This window comes from Bradyrhizobium sp. A5, assembly GCF_042076515.1.
Taxonomy (GTDB): Bacteria; Pseudomonadota; Alphaproteobacteria; order Rhizobiales; family Xanthobacteraceae; genus Bradyrhizobium; species Bradyrhizobium cosmicum.
In genome coordinates, this window is the sequence record NZ_CP148990.1 from 1,745,892 (window position 1) to 1,761,539 (window position 15,648).

The following is a 15,648-nucleotide window of genomic DNA, read 5'->3' on the forward strand; positions in this document are numbered from 1 at the left end:
ATGGATGGAGCAGGAAGCCTCACCCGGTCGTTTTTCAGATCGCTGAGGCCCCAAGCTGACCTGAAGGCGGCCGCTATCGGAGCGGTCGTGCTTCTGCGCGAGTGGGTGCAGGAGAAGCGTGACCGCGCTGCCGCCCAAGCCAAGAGCAGGTCCAGGACCAAATCCAGCACCAAAGCCAGGCCCGTGGTCGAGCGCGAGTCGCCGCCGCGGCTGGTCGCGCTGGTCGAACGCTATGCGCCGCGCCGGGTCGGGATCACCATGACCGTGCTGCTGCTGCTGGGAAGCTGCGGCTTCGGCATCGTCAAGGGCGGTCATCTCCAGGATTTCATCACGGCGGTCAGCGATGCCCGCAACGCGATGGCCAATTCCGCGGGCTTCCGCATCACCTCCGTCGTGATCAACGGCCGCAAGCAGCTCAGCCAGGACGAGATCCTCGCGGTCGGCGGCGTCAGCGGCCGTTCCTCGCTGCTGTTCCTCGACGCCGACGCCGTGCGCGACAAGCTCAAGGCCAATCCCTGGATCGCGGATGCGACCGTGCTGAAGCTCTATCCGGGCCGGCTGATGATCGACATCACCGAGCGTCAGGCGTTTGCGCTGTGGCAGGAGGCCGGCCGGCTCTCCGTCATCGCCGATGACGGCGCCGTGCTCGAACCCTATGTGTCGCGCCGGTTCCTGTCGCTGCCGCTCGTGGTCGGCAAGGGAGCCGACACGCAGGCGCGCGATTTCCTGGCGCTGCTGGCGCGCTATCCGCAGGTCAATTCGGTGACCAAGGCCGCCATCTTGGTCGGCGAGCGGCGCTGGAACCTGAGGCTCAAGGACGGTCTCGACATCCGCCTGCCCGAGCAGGACGTCGGCAACGCGCTCGCGATGCTGTCCAGGCTCGACAAGGAGGACAGGCTGTTCTCGCGCGACATCGTCGCCGTCGACATGCGCCTGCCGGATCGCCTGGTGGTGCAGCTGTCCGACGACGCCGCCAAGGCGCGCGAAGATATGTTCAAGGACAAGAAGAAGAAAAAGGCCGGGGACGCTGCATGACCGGTCTTGATCGCACCCAGACGCCGAAGACACGCCAGATGCCGCACAAGCGCGGCGGCCTCGTCGCCTGTCTCGACATCGGTACCAGCAAGATCGCCTGCATGATCGCGCGGCTGAAGCCGTCGGCGCCGAACGACGCGTTGCGCGGCCGCACCCATGCGGTGGAACTGATCGGCTACAGCCAGATCCAGTCGCGCGGCATGAAGGCCGGCGCGGTGGTGGATCTTGCCGAATGCGAGCAGGGGGTCCGCCAGGCCGTTGGTCTTGCTGAGAAAATGGCCAAGGTGCGGGTCGATTCCGTGCTGCTGTCGGTGTCCGGTGGCCGGCTCTCCGGCCAGTTGGTCGAAGCCGCGGCCGACATCCGCGGCGGCGCCGTGACGCCGGCCGACGTCAGCCGCGTCACCTCCACCGGCATGCGCCACGCCACCGGCGAAGGCCGCACCGTGCTGCACGCGCTGCCGGTCGGCTACACGCTCGATGGCGTCAAGGGCATCCGCGATCCCCGCGGCATGGTCGCCCACCAGTTCGGCGTCGACATGAATGTCGTCACCTGCGACGCCACCGTGGCGCGGAATCTGATGCTGGCGGTGGAACGCTGCCACATCAACGTCGAAGCCATGGCGGCGAGCCCCTATGTGGCCGGCCTGTCGGTGTTGACCGACGACGAGGCCGATCTCGGCGCCGCCGTCGTCGAGATGGGCGCGGGCACCACCACCATCGCGGTCTATGCCGGCGGCCGTTTCGTGCACGCGGCGGGGTTTGCGGTCGGCGGGCAACACATCACGATGGATCTCGCGCGCGGACTCTCGGCGACCATTGCCGATGCCGAGCGAATCAAGACGTTATATGGGACCGTCATCACCGGCGGATCGGACTCGCGTGAGCTGATGTCTGTACCGACAGCCGGTGACGAGCAGGATCTGCCGCAGATCGTCTCCCGCGCGACCATCGCCAACATCGTCAAGCACCGTGCCGAGGAAGTCTTCGAAATGGTTCGGGACAAGCTGAAGGATTCGCCCTTCGCCTCAGAGCCGAACGGCCGCGTCGTGCTCTCGGGCGGCGCCTCCCAGCTCACCGGCCTCGTCGAACTCGGCACGCAGATTCTCGGCCGGCCCGTGCGGGTCGGACGTCCGCTCGGTTTCGGCCGGCTGCCCAACGAGGCGAAGAACGCCGCGTTCGCGGTGCCGGCCGGACTCCTCGTCTACCCGCAATATGTTCACCAGGAACATGTCGAACCGCGGCATACGCGGCAGCAGGTCAGGACAGGGACCGGCGGTTATTTCGGAAAGGTCGGACGATGGCTACGCGAGGGCTTCTGATGACCGATTTCCGCAATTCCCGACTTTCATCAACTCCCGCGGCCGCCGGCCGGGGCGAACCCACGCGCGCGTGATCGAGAGGCAAACATGACCATCAGCATCAATGTTCCTGATATTCACGAACTGAAGCCCCGGATCACCGTGTTCGGCGTCGGCGGCGCCGGTGGCAACGCCGTCAACAACATGATCACGGCGGGCCTCCAGGGCGTCGACTTCGTGGTCGCCAACACCGACGCGCAGGCGCTGACGATGTCGAAGGCGCAGCGCATCGTGCAGATGGGCACGGCTGCAACGCAGGGCCTGGGCGCAGGCTCGCAGCCGGTCGTCGGCGCGGCCGCGGCCGAAGAGGTGATGGATGAGCTCCGCGACCATCTCTCCGGCGCCAACATGGTGTTCGTCACCGCGGGCATGGGCGGCGGCACCGGCACGGGTGCTGCTCCCGTCATCGCCAAGATCGCGCGCGAGATGGGCATCCTCACCGTCGGTGTCGTGACCAAGCCGTTCCATTTCGAAGGCGGTCGCCGCATGCGCACCGCGGAAGCCGGCATCAACGAACTCCACAAGGTCGTCGATACGCTCCTGATCATCCCGAACCAGAACCTGTTCCGGGTCGCCAACGAGAAGACCACCTTCGCCGACGCCTTCGCGATGGCCGACCAGGTGCTCTACTCGGGCGTTGCCTGCATCACCGACCTGATGGTCAAGGAAGGCCTGATCAACCTCGACTTCGCCGACGTGAGAGCGGTGATGAAGGAAATGGGCAAGGCGATGATGGGGACGGGAGAAGCGTCCGGCGACAAGCGCGCGCTGACCGCCGCTGAAGCTGCGATCGCCAACCCGCTGATCGACGACAGCTCGATGAAGGGCGCCAAGGGCCTCCTCATCTCCATTACCGGCGGCAAGGACCTCACGCTGTTCGAGGTCGACGAAGCCGCGACCCGCATCCGCGAGGAAGTCGACCAGGACGCCAACATCATCGTCGGCGCAACCTTCGACGAAGCGCTCGACGGCCTGATCCGCGTCTCGGTCGTTGCCACCGGCATCGAGCAGGCCGCGATCGCCCGCAACAGCCAGGCCACCAGCGCTCCGGTTGCGAACGCGGCGGCGCCGCAGGTGCAGCAGGCTCCCGCAGCTCCGGCGGTTGCCGCCGAGAGCCGTCTTGCCGACCTGACCGCGCGGCTCCGCGCCGACAACCAGCGGCTGGCCGAGCGTGCCCAGAGGCTGGAAGGTCAAATCCCCGCCGCCACGTCCGCGCCTGTCGCGCCGCGTCCGAATGTCGAGCGTGCGGCGCTCGCGGCGATCGCCGCCGCGGTTGCGGACGTTCCGCAGGCGCCCGCGCCGATGCAGACCTATGGCGACGTCACCGTGCGCCCGATTGCGCAGAAGCCGACGCTGTTCCCGGAGCCCGAGCAGGCGCCGATGGCCATGCATGAGCCGATGACGCCGGAAACCTTCATTCCGCCGCAGGCCGAGCGTGCGCCGATGCGTACGCCGCGGATGCCGCGGATCGAGGAACTGCCGATGCCGGCCCAGGCCGAGCTTCGTCAGGCCCGCGGCGAGGTTGAAGAAGAGACCCCGCAGAAGAGCCGCCTGTCGCTGCTCCAGCGCCTCGCCAATGTCGGCCTCGGCCGCCGCGACGAGGAGAGCGAGGCGCCGATCGCCGCCCGCACCGCCGGTCCCGCGATGCCGCCGCTGCCCGATCGCCGGCCGCAGAAGAGCGTGGCGCAGCAAATCGCGGCCACCGAGCCGGTATCAGAGTATGCTCGCCGGCCCGCGCCGCAGGGCCTGGACATGCATGGCCGCCCGGCGCCTGTTGCGCCGGCGCCACAGGGCGACGACCATCTTGATATCCCGGCCTTCCTGCGGCGTCAGGCGACCTGAGGATTGTTACAATAAGGCAGACAAAAAAAGGTCCCGGCGGGAAGCTTGCCGGGACCTTTCCTTTTTGTCATCTTCACAACCGGGCTGCGCGCTCAAGCAACTGATTTTAAATCATTAATTACTTGTTCGGTGGTTCACTAAAGCTGCTGATAACGGTCTCAAAACTCGGCGCAATTTGGTTAAGCCTTGGCGCGAATACGGCAGGTTTGGGGTAACAATCAGTAAAAAAGCGTGAGTTGGCGCTGTTTGAGGCAGTGATTATGGTTTGCCGTGACTTGGGGATACGGAGATTCGGACGGTCGATCTCGATCGATCAGCCGGCTCTAGTATAAGTCGCAGTGGGTCGTAGTGGGGCGGGTTCCTGATGAAATTTAGCCGGCAAACAACGCTTCGTGCGCAAGCCACCGTGGCCGGCGTCGGCGTTCATTCCGGTCTTCCCGTCACCCTCACGCTGGGACCTGCACCTGTCGACGCAGGTTTTATTTTTGTCCGCACGGGCCTTGAGGGAAGTGACCGCGAAGTCCAGGCGACCGCCGATCAGGTGATCGCGACCGATTTTGCCACCGTCCTCGGTGATCGCAGCGGTCCGCTGGTGTCCACCGCCGAGCATGTGCTCGCTGCGCTGCGTGGCATGGGCGTCGACAACGCCACCATCGAGATCGACGGTCCGGAAGTGCCGATCATGGACGGCAGCGCCGCGGCCTTTGTCGCGGCGATCGACCAGGCCGGCATCGTCAACCAGCCGGCGCAGCGCCGTTTCATTCAGGTTTTGAAGCCGGTCTCGGTCAAGATCGGCGACTCCTTCGGCGAGATCCGGCCTTATGCCAATGGGTTCCGCGCCGAGGTCGAGATCGACTTCACCAATCCCGTCATCGGCCAGCAGAGCTACGATATCGATCTGAGCCCGGAACGCTTCCGCCGCGAAGTCGGCCGCGCCCGGACTTTTGGCCTGATGTGCGACGTCGCGCGGCTGTGGAGCGCGGGTTACGCCCTCGGAGCCTCCTTCGACAACACCGTCGTGTTCGACGACGAGCGGCTGCTCAACACCGAAGGTCTGCGCTACGCCGACGAATGCGTTCGCCACAAGGTGCTGGACGTGATCGGCGACCTCGCGCTGGCCGGCCTGCCGCTACTTGGCGCCTACCGCTCGCGCCGTGGCGGCCACAAGCTCAACCATGCTGTGCTGACCGCGCTGCTCGCCGATCGTACCGCCTGGCGGGTGGTCGAGGGCGAGGCAGCCCGCCGCACCACGCGTCCCGTGGCCGAGACCGGTCGCAGCATCGTCGGCGGCCGGATCGCCGCGGCCTACGGCCCGGACGTGTCCTGACAGCTCTGCTGTCCCGGCATCCGCTGTCCCGGCACGGCTGCGGAATTACCCCGGGAAACTCCTGGTAACGATGATCGGCTAGGATTGCGGCGCGTTCGCCTTAATCCGGGCGAAATGCCTGCCTATCCGGTTGGTTAGAGATCGTTTTTCGGTTACAGCGGCGTGGTCGCATGGCAGGCACCACGGTCACATTTCGCGCCCATGACGGGGTCATGGGCAGGCGGGCACCGCACCACAGGGCGTCAGGGCTTAAACTCATGTCGGCACAGCGTATGACGCGCGGATATCTCTCGGTCTCCTCGCGAGCCCGTGGGCTGCTTCAGGCCGCCATCTTTGTCGTGCTCGCGCTGCCGCTGGCCGGCTGCGGCACCGGCTCGCTCTGGGACAAGTTCACTGCCAAGGACGACACCTTCGTCGAGGAGCCCGCCGACAAGATCTACAATGAGGGCCTGTACCTCATGAACGAGAAGAAGGACATGAAGGCGGCGAACAAGAAGTTCGAAGAGGTCGACCGCCAGCATCCTTATTCCGACTGGGCCCGCAAATCGCTGCTGATGTCGGCCTATGCGTCCTACCAGGGCGGCGATTATGACGGCTGCATCGGCGCCGCCACCCGCTACGTCACGCTGCATCCCGGGAGCCCGGACGCGGCCTATGCGCAATACCTGATCGCCGCCTCGCATTACGACCAGATCCCGGACATCAGCCGCGACCAGGCCCGCACCGAGAAAGCGATCGCCGCGCTTGAAGAGGTGGTGCGCAAATATCCGACGTCCGAATATGCGACCTCGGCCAAGGCCAAGATCGAAGGCGCGCGCGACCAGCTCGCCGGCAAGGAAATGAACGTCGGCCGCTACTACATGCAGAAGCGCGACTACACGGCGGCGATCAACCGCTACAAGGCCGTCGTGACACAGTACCAGACCACCCGCCACGTCGAGGAAGCGCTGTTCCGGCTGACCGAGGCCTATATGGCGATCGGCATCGTCGGCGAGGCGCAGACAGCGGCCGCCGTGCTTGGGCACAATTTTCCTGACAGCCGCTGGTACAAGGACGCCTATAATCTTGTAAAATCCGGCGGTCTCGAACCGAGCGAGAATCAGGGGTCCTGGATAAGCCGGACCTTCAAGAAGATTGGTCTCGGCTAGGAAATTTGATTCCATGCTGGCGCGTCTGTCGATCCGTGACATCGTCCTGATCGAACGGCTCGATATCGAATTCGCCACCGGACTTGCGGTTTTGACCGGCGAGACCGGTGCGGGCAAATCCATCCTGCTCGATGCCTTTGCGCTGGCGCTCGGCGGCCGCGGCGACGCCGGCCTCGTGCGCCACGGCGCGGAGCAGGGGCAGGTCACTGCCGTGTTCGATATCCCCAAGAATCACCCCGCGACGAAGATTCTGGCCGAGAACGGCCTGGATGACACCGGTGAGATGATTCTCCGCCGGGTGCAGCTCGCCGACGGCCGCACCCGCGCCTTCATCAACGACCAGTCGATCAGCGTGCAGACGCTGAAGGCGGTCGGCACCGCCCTGGTCGAGATCCACGGCCAGCATGACGAGCGCGCGCTGGTCGATGCCGCCACCCACCGCCGCCTGCTCGATGCCTTCGCCGGGCTCGAAAAGGATGTCGCGGCCGTCGAATCGCTCTGGGATGCGCGCCGCACCGCCAACACCGCGCTGGAGGAGCATCGCGCCGGCATGGAGCGCGCCGCCCGCGAGGCGGACTATCTGCGCCACGCCTCCGACGAGCTGAAGCAGCTCGCGCCCAAGGATGGCGAGGAAACCTCGCTGGCGTCCCGCCGAACCACCATGATGCAGGGCGAGAAGATCGCCTCCGATCTGCGCGAGGCGCAGGAGGTCGTCGGCGGCCACAACTCGCCGGTTGCGGCCCTCGCGGCCGCCGTACGCCGGCTGGAGCGCCGCGGTGTCAACTCGCCCGCGCTGGTCGAGCCCGCAGTGAAGGCGATCGACATCGCGATCAACGCATTGGAGGAAGCCGACCAGCATCTCCAGGCCGCGCTCGCCGCGACCGATTTCGATCCTTCCGAGCTCGAGCGCATCGAGGAGCGGCTGTTCGCGCTGCGCGCGGCCTCGCGCAAATATTCAACGCCGGTCGACGGGCTCGCCGCGCTTGCCGCCAAATACGCAGCCGATGTCGTGCTGATCGACGCCGGCGCCTCGCGCTTGAAGAAGCTGGAGCAGGCCGCGATCGAGGCAGATAGCCGTTACGCGGCTGCCGCCAGGAAGCTGTCAATGGCGCGGCAGAAGTCGGCCGAGAAGCTCAACAAGGCCGTCAACGCCGAACTCGCGCCGCTCAAGCTCGAACGCGCCAAGTTCATGACCCAGGTTGCGACCGACGAGGCGGCGCCGGGCCCGCAGGGTTTCGACCGCGTCGAGTTCTGGGTGCAGACCAATCCGGGCACCAAGCCGGGTCCGATGATGAAGGTCGCCTCCGGCGGCGAACTCTCGCGCTTCCTGCTGGCGCTCAAGGTCGTGTTGTCCGACCGCGGCTCGGCGCCGACGCTCGTCTTCGACGAAATCGACACCGGCGTCGGCGGCGCGGTCGCGGATGCCATCGGCGCACGGCTGGCGCGGCTTGCCGGCAAGGTGCAGGTGATGGCCGTCACCCATGCCCCGCAGGTTGCCGCCCGTGCCGACCAGCACCTGCTGATCTCGAAGGACGCCCTGGACAAGGGCAAGCGCGTCGCCACCCGCGTCAACACACTGGCCGCCGACCACCGCCGCGAAGAGATCGCCCGCATGCTCGCCGGCGCCGAAATCACCGCCGAGGCGAGGGCAGCCGCGGACCGGTTGCTCAAGGCGGCGAGCTAGATTTCGTGTCCCGGACGCGCAAGCGCGCCGGGACCCAGACTTTTCGCCCAATGGGCCCCGGCTCTGCAGCGCACCGCTCCGCGTTGCGCTGCGTCCGGGGCACGAGATTTCCATACGTCTTTACCCTCCCGCCCGCTCCGTCGTATCCAAGCACCATGGCAAGAGCAGCAAAATCCAAACCGCTCCGTGATGTCGCCGACCTCACCAAGGCGCAAGCCAAGGTCGAGCATATGCGGTTGGCGCTCGAGATCGAGGGCCACAACGAACGCTATTATCAGGAGGACGCGCCCACCGTCACCGACGCGGAATACGATGCGTTGCGCCAGCGCTTCAACGCGATCGAAAAGCGCTTTCCGGAATTCGTCAGCGCGGAATCACCCTCGCAGAAGGTCGGCGCGGCGCCGTCGGGGCGTTTCAGGAAGGTGCGGCATTCCGTTCCCATGCTGTCGCTCGACAATGCCTTTGCCGAGGAGGACGTGCGCGACTTCGTCGGGCGCATCGTGCGCTTCCTGAAGCTCGACGACGACAAGATCGATTTCTCCGCGGAGCCGAAGATCGACGGCCTCTCGATGTCGCTGCGCTACGAGGGCGGCGAGCTCGTCACCGCGGCGACGCGCGGCGACGGTTCGGAGGGCGAGGACGTCACCGCCAACATTCGCACGCTCGAGGATGTGCCGCAGAAGCTGAAGGGACGCAACGTCCCCGATGTCTGCGAGGTGCGCGGCGAGGTCTACATGACCAAGAAGGCGTTCCTCGCACTGAACGAGCGGCAAAAGGCGGCCGGCGACACCATCTTCGCCAATCCGCGGAATTCGGCCGCGGGCTCCTTGCGGCAGAAAGATCCGACCATCACCGCCTCGCGCCCGCTCGGCTTCTTCGCCTACGCCTGGGGCGAGATGAGCGTGATGCCCGAGGAAACCCAGAGCGGCATGATCCACTGGTTCGAGCGCTGCGGCTTCAGGACCAATCCGCTGACGAAGCTGTGCCACTCGGTCGAGGAGCTGATCGCGTTCCATCAGAGCATCGAGGAAGAGCGCGCCGAGCTCGACTACGACATCGACGGCGTCGTCTACAAGGTCGACCGCATCGACTGGCAGGAGCGGCTCGGCTTCGTCTCGCGCACGCCGCGCTGGGCGATCGCGCACAAATTCCCGGCCGAGCGCGCCATGACGGTGCTGCGCGACATCGAGATCCAGGTCGGCCGCACCGGCTCGTTCACGCCGGTCGGCAAGCTCGAGCCGATCGGCGTCGGCGGCGTGATCGTGCAGAACGTCACGCTGCACAACGAGGACTACATCAAGGGCGTCGGCAACAAGGGCGAGGTGTTACGCGAGGGCCGCGACATCCGGATCGGCGACACCGTCGTGATCCAGCGCGCCGGCGACGTCATTCCGCAAATCGTCGACGTCGTCCTCGACAAGCGGCCGAAGAGCGCCAGGGAATATCACTTCCCGAAGAAGTGCCCGTGCCCGCTGCACACCGACGTCGTGCGCGGGGAGACGGCCGCCGGCGAGGAAGAATCCCGCGCCCGCTGTACCGGCGAGTTCGCCTGCCCCTATCAGAAGATCGAGCATCTCAAGCTGTTCGTGTCGCGGCGCGCCTTCGACATCGACGGTCTCGGCGAGAAGCAGCTGCAGTATTTCTTCGACGAAGGATGGGTCAAGGAGCCCGCCGACATCTTCACGCTGGAGAAGCGCAATTCGAAGCTCAAGCTCGAGGAGATCGAGGGCTACGGCGAAACCTCGGTGCGCAACCTGTTCGGCGCCATCGAGAGCCGCCGCAGGATCGCGCTGGAGCGCTTCATCTACGCGCTCGGCATGCGCCATGTCGGCGAGACCACGGCGCTGGCGCTGGCGCGTGGCTACGGCTCCTGGAATGCCTTCCACGACGCCTGCCTCAAGGTCGCCAAGGGCGACGAGGAGGCGATGGCGGAGATGGACGCGCTCGACCAGATCGGCGACACCGTGATCAAGAGCATCGCGGACTATTTCGGCGAGAGCCACAACCGCGGCATCGTCGAGCGGCTGACTGGGGAGGTCGAGATCGTCGACGCCGAGAAGCCGAAGAGCAACTCGGCCGTCGCCGGCAAGACCGTGGTATTCACGGGCTCGCTGGAAAAGATGACGCGCGACGAGGCCAAGGCGACCGCGGAGCGGCTCGGCGCGAAGGTCTCGGGCTCGGTGTCGAAGAAGACCGATCTCGTCGTCGCAGGACCTGGTGCAGGTTCGAAGCTCGCTGAGGCCAACAAGCACGGCGTCAAGGTGTTGACCGAGGACGAGTGGCTGACGCTGATCGGGGAGTGAGGGCTACGAACTGATACGTCTGGCTCTGTCATTCCCCGCGAAGGCGGGGAATCCAGTATTCCAGAGACAGTGCGAAGATACGGAGAAGCCGCGGCGTACTGGATCCCCCGCCCCAGTGCGCAAGTGCGCATAAGGCGGGGGATGACACCGAGGGTGTGGCGACGGCCGGCGTGCCCCCTACATCATCCCGCCCTCTTCCTCTTCCGCCTGTTCGATCAGTTCCTCGCTTACCACGACCTCCCGCCGCGGCACGACGAAGATCATCATGCAGGCGCAGAGTAGCGAGATCGCCAGCACGGCGGACGTGAGCGGCAGCGTGGTGGCGGAGTGGCCGCCGAGATAGGCGCCGAATTGCGACATCAGCGCGCCGATGCCCTGCTGGAGAAAGCCCATCGCGCCTGACGCGGTGCCGGCGGCTTCGGGGCGGATGCTGATGGCGCCGGCGGCGGAGTTCGCCATCACGAAGGCATTGCCGGCCATCACGATCATCTGCGTGCCGAACAGCCAGGCCGGCGCCTCGTTCCACCCCGTAAAGCTCCAGAGCAGGTTCAACAGGCTGCCGCAGAGCTGCAGGCCGAGCCCGAGCCAGATCAGCTTCTCGAGCGAGTGCCGCGGCGCAAAGCGCACGCAGAGCAGATTGCCGACGAGGTAGGCGAAACCTGTCGTCGCGAACCAGGCGCCGTATTCGGCGCTGGTCCGCCCCATCTGCGTCACCACGATGTAGGGACCGCCGCCGGCAAAGGTGAAGATGATTTGCGAGGCCAGCACCTGGCACATCACATAGCCGACGAAGGCGCGGTTGCGGATCAGCATGCCGACGTCGCCGCGAAAGCCGCTGCCGGCCGCGCGGGTGCGGCGCGTCTCCGGCAGCGCGACCGCGATGCCGATGGCGACGATGATCGCGGCGATGGTGATGGCGTAGAAGATCGCGCGCCAGCCGAATGCGGTCTCGATCAGGCCGCCGGTGAGCGGGGAGACCATCTGCCCGATCATCAGCGCGGCGACCACGAGGCTGATCATCGAGGCGACGCGGTCGCGCTCGTAGATGTCGCGGATGATCGCGCGGCTCACCACCATGCCGGCGGCGCCGCCCAGTGCCTGAAAGAAGCGGGCGGCGATCAGTTGCGGCAGAGTTTGCGCGAAGATGCAGCCGACGCTGGCTGCCACCATCAGTGCGAGGCCGCCCAGCAGCACCGGGCGCCGCCCGAACCTGTCCGACAGAGGCCCCATGATCAGCTGCGAGAGCGCGATGCCGACCATGTAGAGCGACACGGTCATCTGCGCGATCGAGATGTCGCTGCCGAAATTCGTCGCCAGCACCGGCAGCGCCGGAACCAGCATGTAGAGCGAGATCGGCGCGATGCCGGTCATGACGACCAGCAGCAGCAACACCACGCGCGAGGTCGCGATGTTTTTCGCCGTTTCCGGCGGTTTGCTGATCATGCCGTGCATGCGTATCCGTTCGTCAAAATCCGAATCGGACTGTAGCCTGCTCGGGCAAGACGGATATCGGCGTTTCGGAATGCGGCTATACGGATTCCGGGACGGTTATAATTGTAGCGTGATGGCGACCGATTGGGCGTGTCGCGCCGCATGACAGCTGTGGTGGTCATGCAGCCTTGCGCTAACCGCGTAGCACTATGCAGGCACCGTCGAGGCCTTCAGCTCCGCCGTGGCCTGATCGAGCCAGGCCCTGGTCTCGTCGTCCAGCGCCGGCCGCACCTCCGCCCGCACGCGGGCGTGGTAGGCGTTCAGCCAGTCGAGTTCGTCCTTGCCCAGCATCGCGACATCGATCAGCCGGCGGTCAATCGGCGCCAGCGTCAGCGTCTCGAACGCGTTCATCGGCTTCTCGGCGCCCTTGATCTCGGCTTCAACCACCAGCTCGAGGTTCTCGATGCGGATGCCGAAACCATCGGTCTTGTAATAGCCGGGCTCGTTGGAGAGGATCATGCCGCGCTTCAGCGGCGTGGTGCCGAGCTTCGAGATCCGCGCCGGCCCCTCGTGCACCGAGAGATAGCTGCCGACGCCGTGGCCGGTGCCGTGCTCGAAATCGACGCCGGCGGCCCACAGATATTGTCGCGCCAGCGTGTCGAGCTGCGCGCCGGTGGTGCCGTCGGGGAAGATTGCGCGCGCGATCGCGATATGGCCGCGCAGCACGCGGGTGAAACGGTCGCGCATCTCGGCCGTGGGTTCGCCCACGGCCATGGTGCGGGTGACGTCGGTGGTTCCGTCTTCATACTGCGCGCCGGAATCGATCAACAGCAAATCGCCGGGCACGATCCGCCGGTTGCTTTTGCGGGTGACGCGGTAGTGCACGATGGCGCCATTCGGGCCGGTGCCGGAGATGGTCGGGAACGACACGTCCTTCAGTGCGCCGGTGTCGCGGCGGAATGTCTCCAGCGCCTCGACCGCGTCGATCTCGGTGAGCTTGCCGCTTGCCGCCTCTTTGTCGATGAAGGCGAGGAAACGCGCCAGCGCGATCGCGTCGCGCCGGTGCGCCGTCTGCGTGCCCTTGATCTCGGTCGCGTTCTTCACGGCCTTGAGCAGCGCAATCGGATCGCTGCCGCGTACCGGCTTGCCGCCGGCGCCCGCGATCAGCCGGCTGAGTGCGTCGGCCGCGGTGGCATTGTCGAGCGCGATCGCCGCGCCGCTCTTGGCCAGCGCCATCAGCGTCGGCGCCATCGCATCAGGCTCGCGCACGTCGGCGGATTGTTCGAGGTGATCGCGCGTCAGGTTCGAAAGCTTGCGGTGGTCGATGAAGATGGTGGGACGGCCGTCCTTGGGCACCAGCGCGTAGGACAGCGGCAGCGGCGTGTGCGCGACGTCGGCGCCGCGGATGTTGAAGGTCCAGGCCACGGCATGGCTATCGGACAGCACCAGCGCATCGACACCGAGCCTGGCGATTTCGCCTCTGATCTGCGTGAGTTTCTCGGCCTCGGCGAGGCCGGCATTTTGCAGGCTATGCACGGCGACGGGGGCGAGCGGCGGCTGCGGCCGGTCCTGCCAGATCGCGTCGACCGGATTGCTGTCGACCGCGACCAGTTCGGCGCCGGCCTTGGCGCAGGCGGTGGACAGGCGCTCGGCTGCCGCAAAAGTGTGCAGCCATGGATCAAATCCGAGGCGGTCGCCGGCCTTCAGGTGCGCCGTGACCCAGCTTTCCGGCGGCGGATCGATCAGCGATTCTACCGCCCAGGCCCTTGCATCCACCTGCTTGGCGGCCTGAATCGTATAGCGGCCGTCGACGAAGACCGCGGCTTCATGGATCAGCACCACCGCCAATCCCGCCGAGCCCGTAAAACCCGTCAGCCAGGCCAGCCGCTCTTCCGAGGGCGGCACATATTCGTTCTGCTGCTGGTCGGCGCGCGGAATGACGAAGCCGGTCAGCTTGCGGCGGGCGAGTTCTTCGCGGAGCGCGGCCAGGCGCGCCGTCAGCGCGACGCCGGCCTCGGGCTCCTCGAAAGTCTGGAAGTGCGCTTCGAACATGATGGGCTCAGTCTAGGATCATGGGGATCAGTCCGCAATGTAGACGCAATTGAGGTCGTATGTGGCACGGACTGTGCTTGAAAAAGTTCCATTCGAATTGAGTGGAGTACAGGATGCAGCAGTTGCGCTTCGTCCGGATAACAGGGAAATTCGAGCAAGTGGTTCATCTCAACGGCGAGGGGACACACGATGCCAGCGTTCACGTTTGAGAAGATTTCGCCGCCGGTCCGCCGCGCACCGGCCGCCACGACACCGAAGAAGCCGCGCGGCCTCATCAGCCAGGTGATCGACCGTTTCGCCGAGCGCCGCGCCAGGCGCGCGTTGCAAGGCGAGCGCGTGGCGCAACGGGATGAGAAGCCTGCGGAGTAGCGCAGCAGTGACGTTTCGTAGGGTGGGCAAAGGCGCAATGCGCCGTGCCCACCATCTTTGGTAATTGGCGGTCGGTTTGGTGGGCACGCTTCTCTTTGCCCACCCTACGGCGCCTTGCTTACCCCACCTTCCTCAGCAACAGACTGCTCCATCCCTCGATCCGCAGGTGCCGCAGTGGCACGAGGCCGCGCGCGCGGTAGGCGGCGATCACGGCGGGGGCCTGGTGGGTCAGCAGGCCGGAGAGGATGACGCGGGCGCCGGGGGCGAGGTGCCGCGCCATCGGACCTGCCAATTGCCGTAACGGATTGGCAAGGATGTTGGCCAGCACCAGGTCGAACGGGCCGCATCTGGCAAAATCCGGCGCGGCGAAGCCGGTGGCGCGGATCACCCGGACCAGATGGCCGGCTTCGTTCAGCACCGCGTTCTCGGCCGCCACCCGGACCGAAGGCGGGTCGATGTCGGAGGCGAGCACTGCGCGATGCAGCGCCTTCGCCGCCGCTATTCCCAGCACGCCTGTCCCGGTGCCGAGGTCGAGCACGCGTGCCGGCCGGGCGCTTTTCAGGACATGGTCAAGCAACAGTAAACAGCCGCGGGTGGTGCCGTGGTGGCCGGTGCCGAAGGCGAGCGCCGCTTCGATCTCGATGGCGAGCTTGTTCGGCGCCACGCGGTCGCGGTCGTGGCTGCCGTGCACGACGAAGCGCCCCGCCGGCACCGGGACGAGATCTTCGAGGCTCGCCTTGACCCAGTCCTTGGCCTCGACGGTGTCGAACAGAAGCGTCTCGGCGATGTCGTTTCCTGCCGAAGTTGCAATGAGTTCGCGCAGCAACGCCTGATCCGGCGCGTCGGCGAAATGCAGCGTGACGTCCCATCGTCCGTCCGGCTGTTCGAACGCGGCAACCGCCGCGTCGCCCTCGAAAAAGACTTCGGTGAGCACGTCGACGACGCGCTTGGCCGCGGCCTCGGTGCCGATTGAAAAGCTGGCGCGATGAGTGGGCGAAGGCTGCATTCAGAATTCCGTTGATCTCAATTTTTGGAACTTTTGTGTCCAAATTTCCGCATAACTTGTGGTTCCCGGGTTAACCTGACCGTAGGTTGTACT

At 66.0% G+C, this 15,648-nt stretch carries 11 protein-coding genes; 8 read left to right on the forward strand and 3 right to left on the reverse strand.

The genetic code is table 11. The features are described 5' to 3' along the window. The 7 genes from WHZ77_RS08250 (at position 1) to ligA (ending at position 10,697) form a co-directional block, all read left to right on the forward strand. On the forward strand, positions 1-1,035 hold the full coding sequence (locus tag WHZ77_RS08250; protein ID WP_375313224.1) for a cell division protein FtsQ/DivIB: 1,035 nt from the start codon (positions 1-3) through the stop codon (positions 1,033-1,035). Further along, positions 1,032-2,354, forward strand: a complete 1,323-nt coding sequence (gene ftsA / locus WHZ77_RS08255; protein ID WP_151648435.1) for a cell division protein FtsA — start codon at positions 1,032-1,034, stop codon at positions 2,352-2,354. The genes WHZ77_RS08250 and ftsA overlap by 4 nt, the downstream gene beginning before the upstream one ends. Positions 2,355-2,441: 87 nt before the next feature. Beyond that, complete coding sequence (gene ftsZ, locus WHZ77_RS08260; protein ID WP_375313225.1) at positions 2,442-4,235, forward strand: cell division protein FtsZ; 1,794 nt, start codon at positions 2,442-2,444, stop codon at positions 4,233-4,235. Between the two features lie 364 nt (positions 4,236-4,599). Further along, entirely contained in the window at positions 4,600-5,562 is a 963-nt protein-coding gene (gene lpxC, locus WHZ77_RS08265; RefSeq protein ID WP_143841312.1) for a UDP-3-O-acyl-N-acetylglucosamine deacetylase, read from the forward strand. A 257-nt stretch (positions 5,563-5,819) separates the two neighbouring features. Next, positions 5,820-6,710, forward strand: a complete 891-nt coding sequence (locus WHZ77_RS08270) for an outer membrane protein assembly factor BamD (protein WP_375313226.1) — start codon at positions 5,820-5,822, stop codon at positions 6,708-6,710. A 13-nt stretch (positions 6,711-6,723) separates the two neighbouring features. Beyond that, positions 6,724-8,394 (forward strand): DNA repair protein RecN, encoded by a 1,671-nt coding sequence (gene recN / locus WHZ77_RS08275; RefSeq protein WP_375313227.1) that lies wholly within the window; start codon positions 6,724-6,726, stop codon positions 8,392-8,394. Positions 8,395-8,549: 155 nt separating this feature from the next. Then, on the forward strand, positions 8,550-10,697 hold the full coding sequence (gene ligA, locus WHZ77_RS08280) for an NAD-dependent DNA ligase LigA (protein ID WP_375313228.1): 2,148 nt from the start codon (positions 8,550-8,552) through the stop codon (positions 10,695-10,697). Between the two features lie 177 nt (positions 10,698-10,874). Here ligA and WHZ77_RS08285 read toward each other — a convergent pair whose 3' ends face one another. Together WHZ77_RS08285 and WHZ77_RS08290 are read right to left on the reverse strand one after the other, a co-directional pair. Then, the gene (locus WHZ77_RS08285) at positions 10,875-12,149 is read right to left on the reverse strand and encodes a multidrug effflux MFS transporter (RefSeq protein ID WP_375313229.1); all 1,275 of its coding nucleotides are present in this window, start codon (positions 12,147-12,149) and stop codon (positions 10,875-10,877) included. Between the two features lie 186 nt (positions 12,150-12,335). Next, positions 12,336-14,180 (reverse strand): aminopeptidase P family protein, encoded by a 1,845-nt coding sequence (locus WHZ77_RS08290; protein WP_375313230.1) that lies wholly within the window; start codon positions 14,178-14,180, stop codon positions 12,336-12,338. 189 nt (positions 14,181-14,369) lie between these two features. Here WHZ77_RS08290 and WHZ77_RS08295 point away from each other — a divergent pair, with 189 nt between their 5' ends. Next, positions 14,370-14,549, forward strand: coding sequence for a hypothetical protein (locus tag WHZ77_RS08295; RefSeq protein WP_375313231.1), 180 nt, complete (start codon positions 14,370-14,372; stop codon positions 14,547-14,549). A gap of 118 nt (positions 14,550-14,667) precedes the next feature. Here WHZ77_RS08295 and WHZ77_RS08300 read toward each other — a convergent pair whose 3' ends face one another. Beyond that, positions 14,668-15,555: a 50S ribosomal protein L11 methyltransferase gene (locus tag WHZ77_RS08300; protein ID WP_375313232.1), complete on the reverse strand. Its 888-nt coding sequence runs from the start codon at positions 15,553-15,555 to the stop codon at positions 14,668-14,670. Positions 15,556-15,648 lie beyond the last annotated feature (93 nt).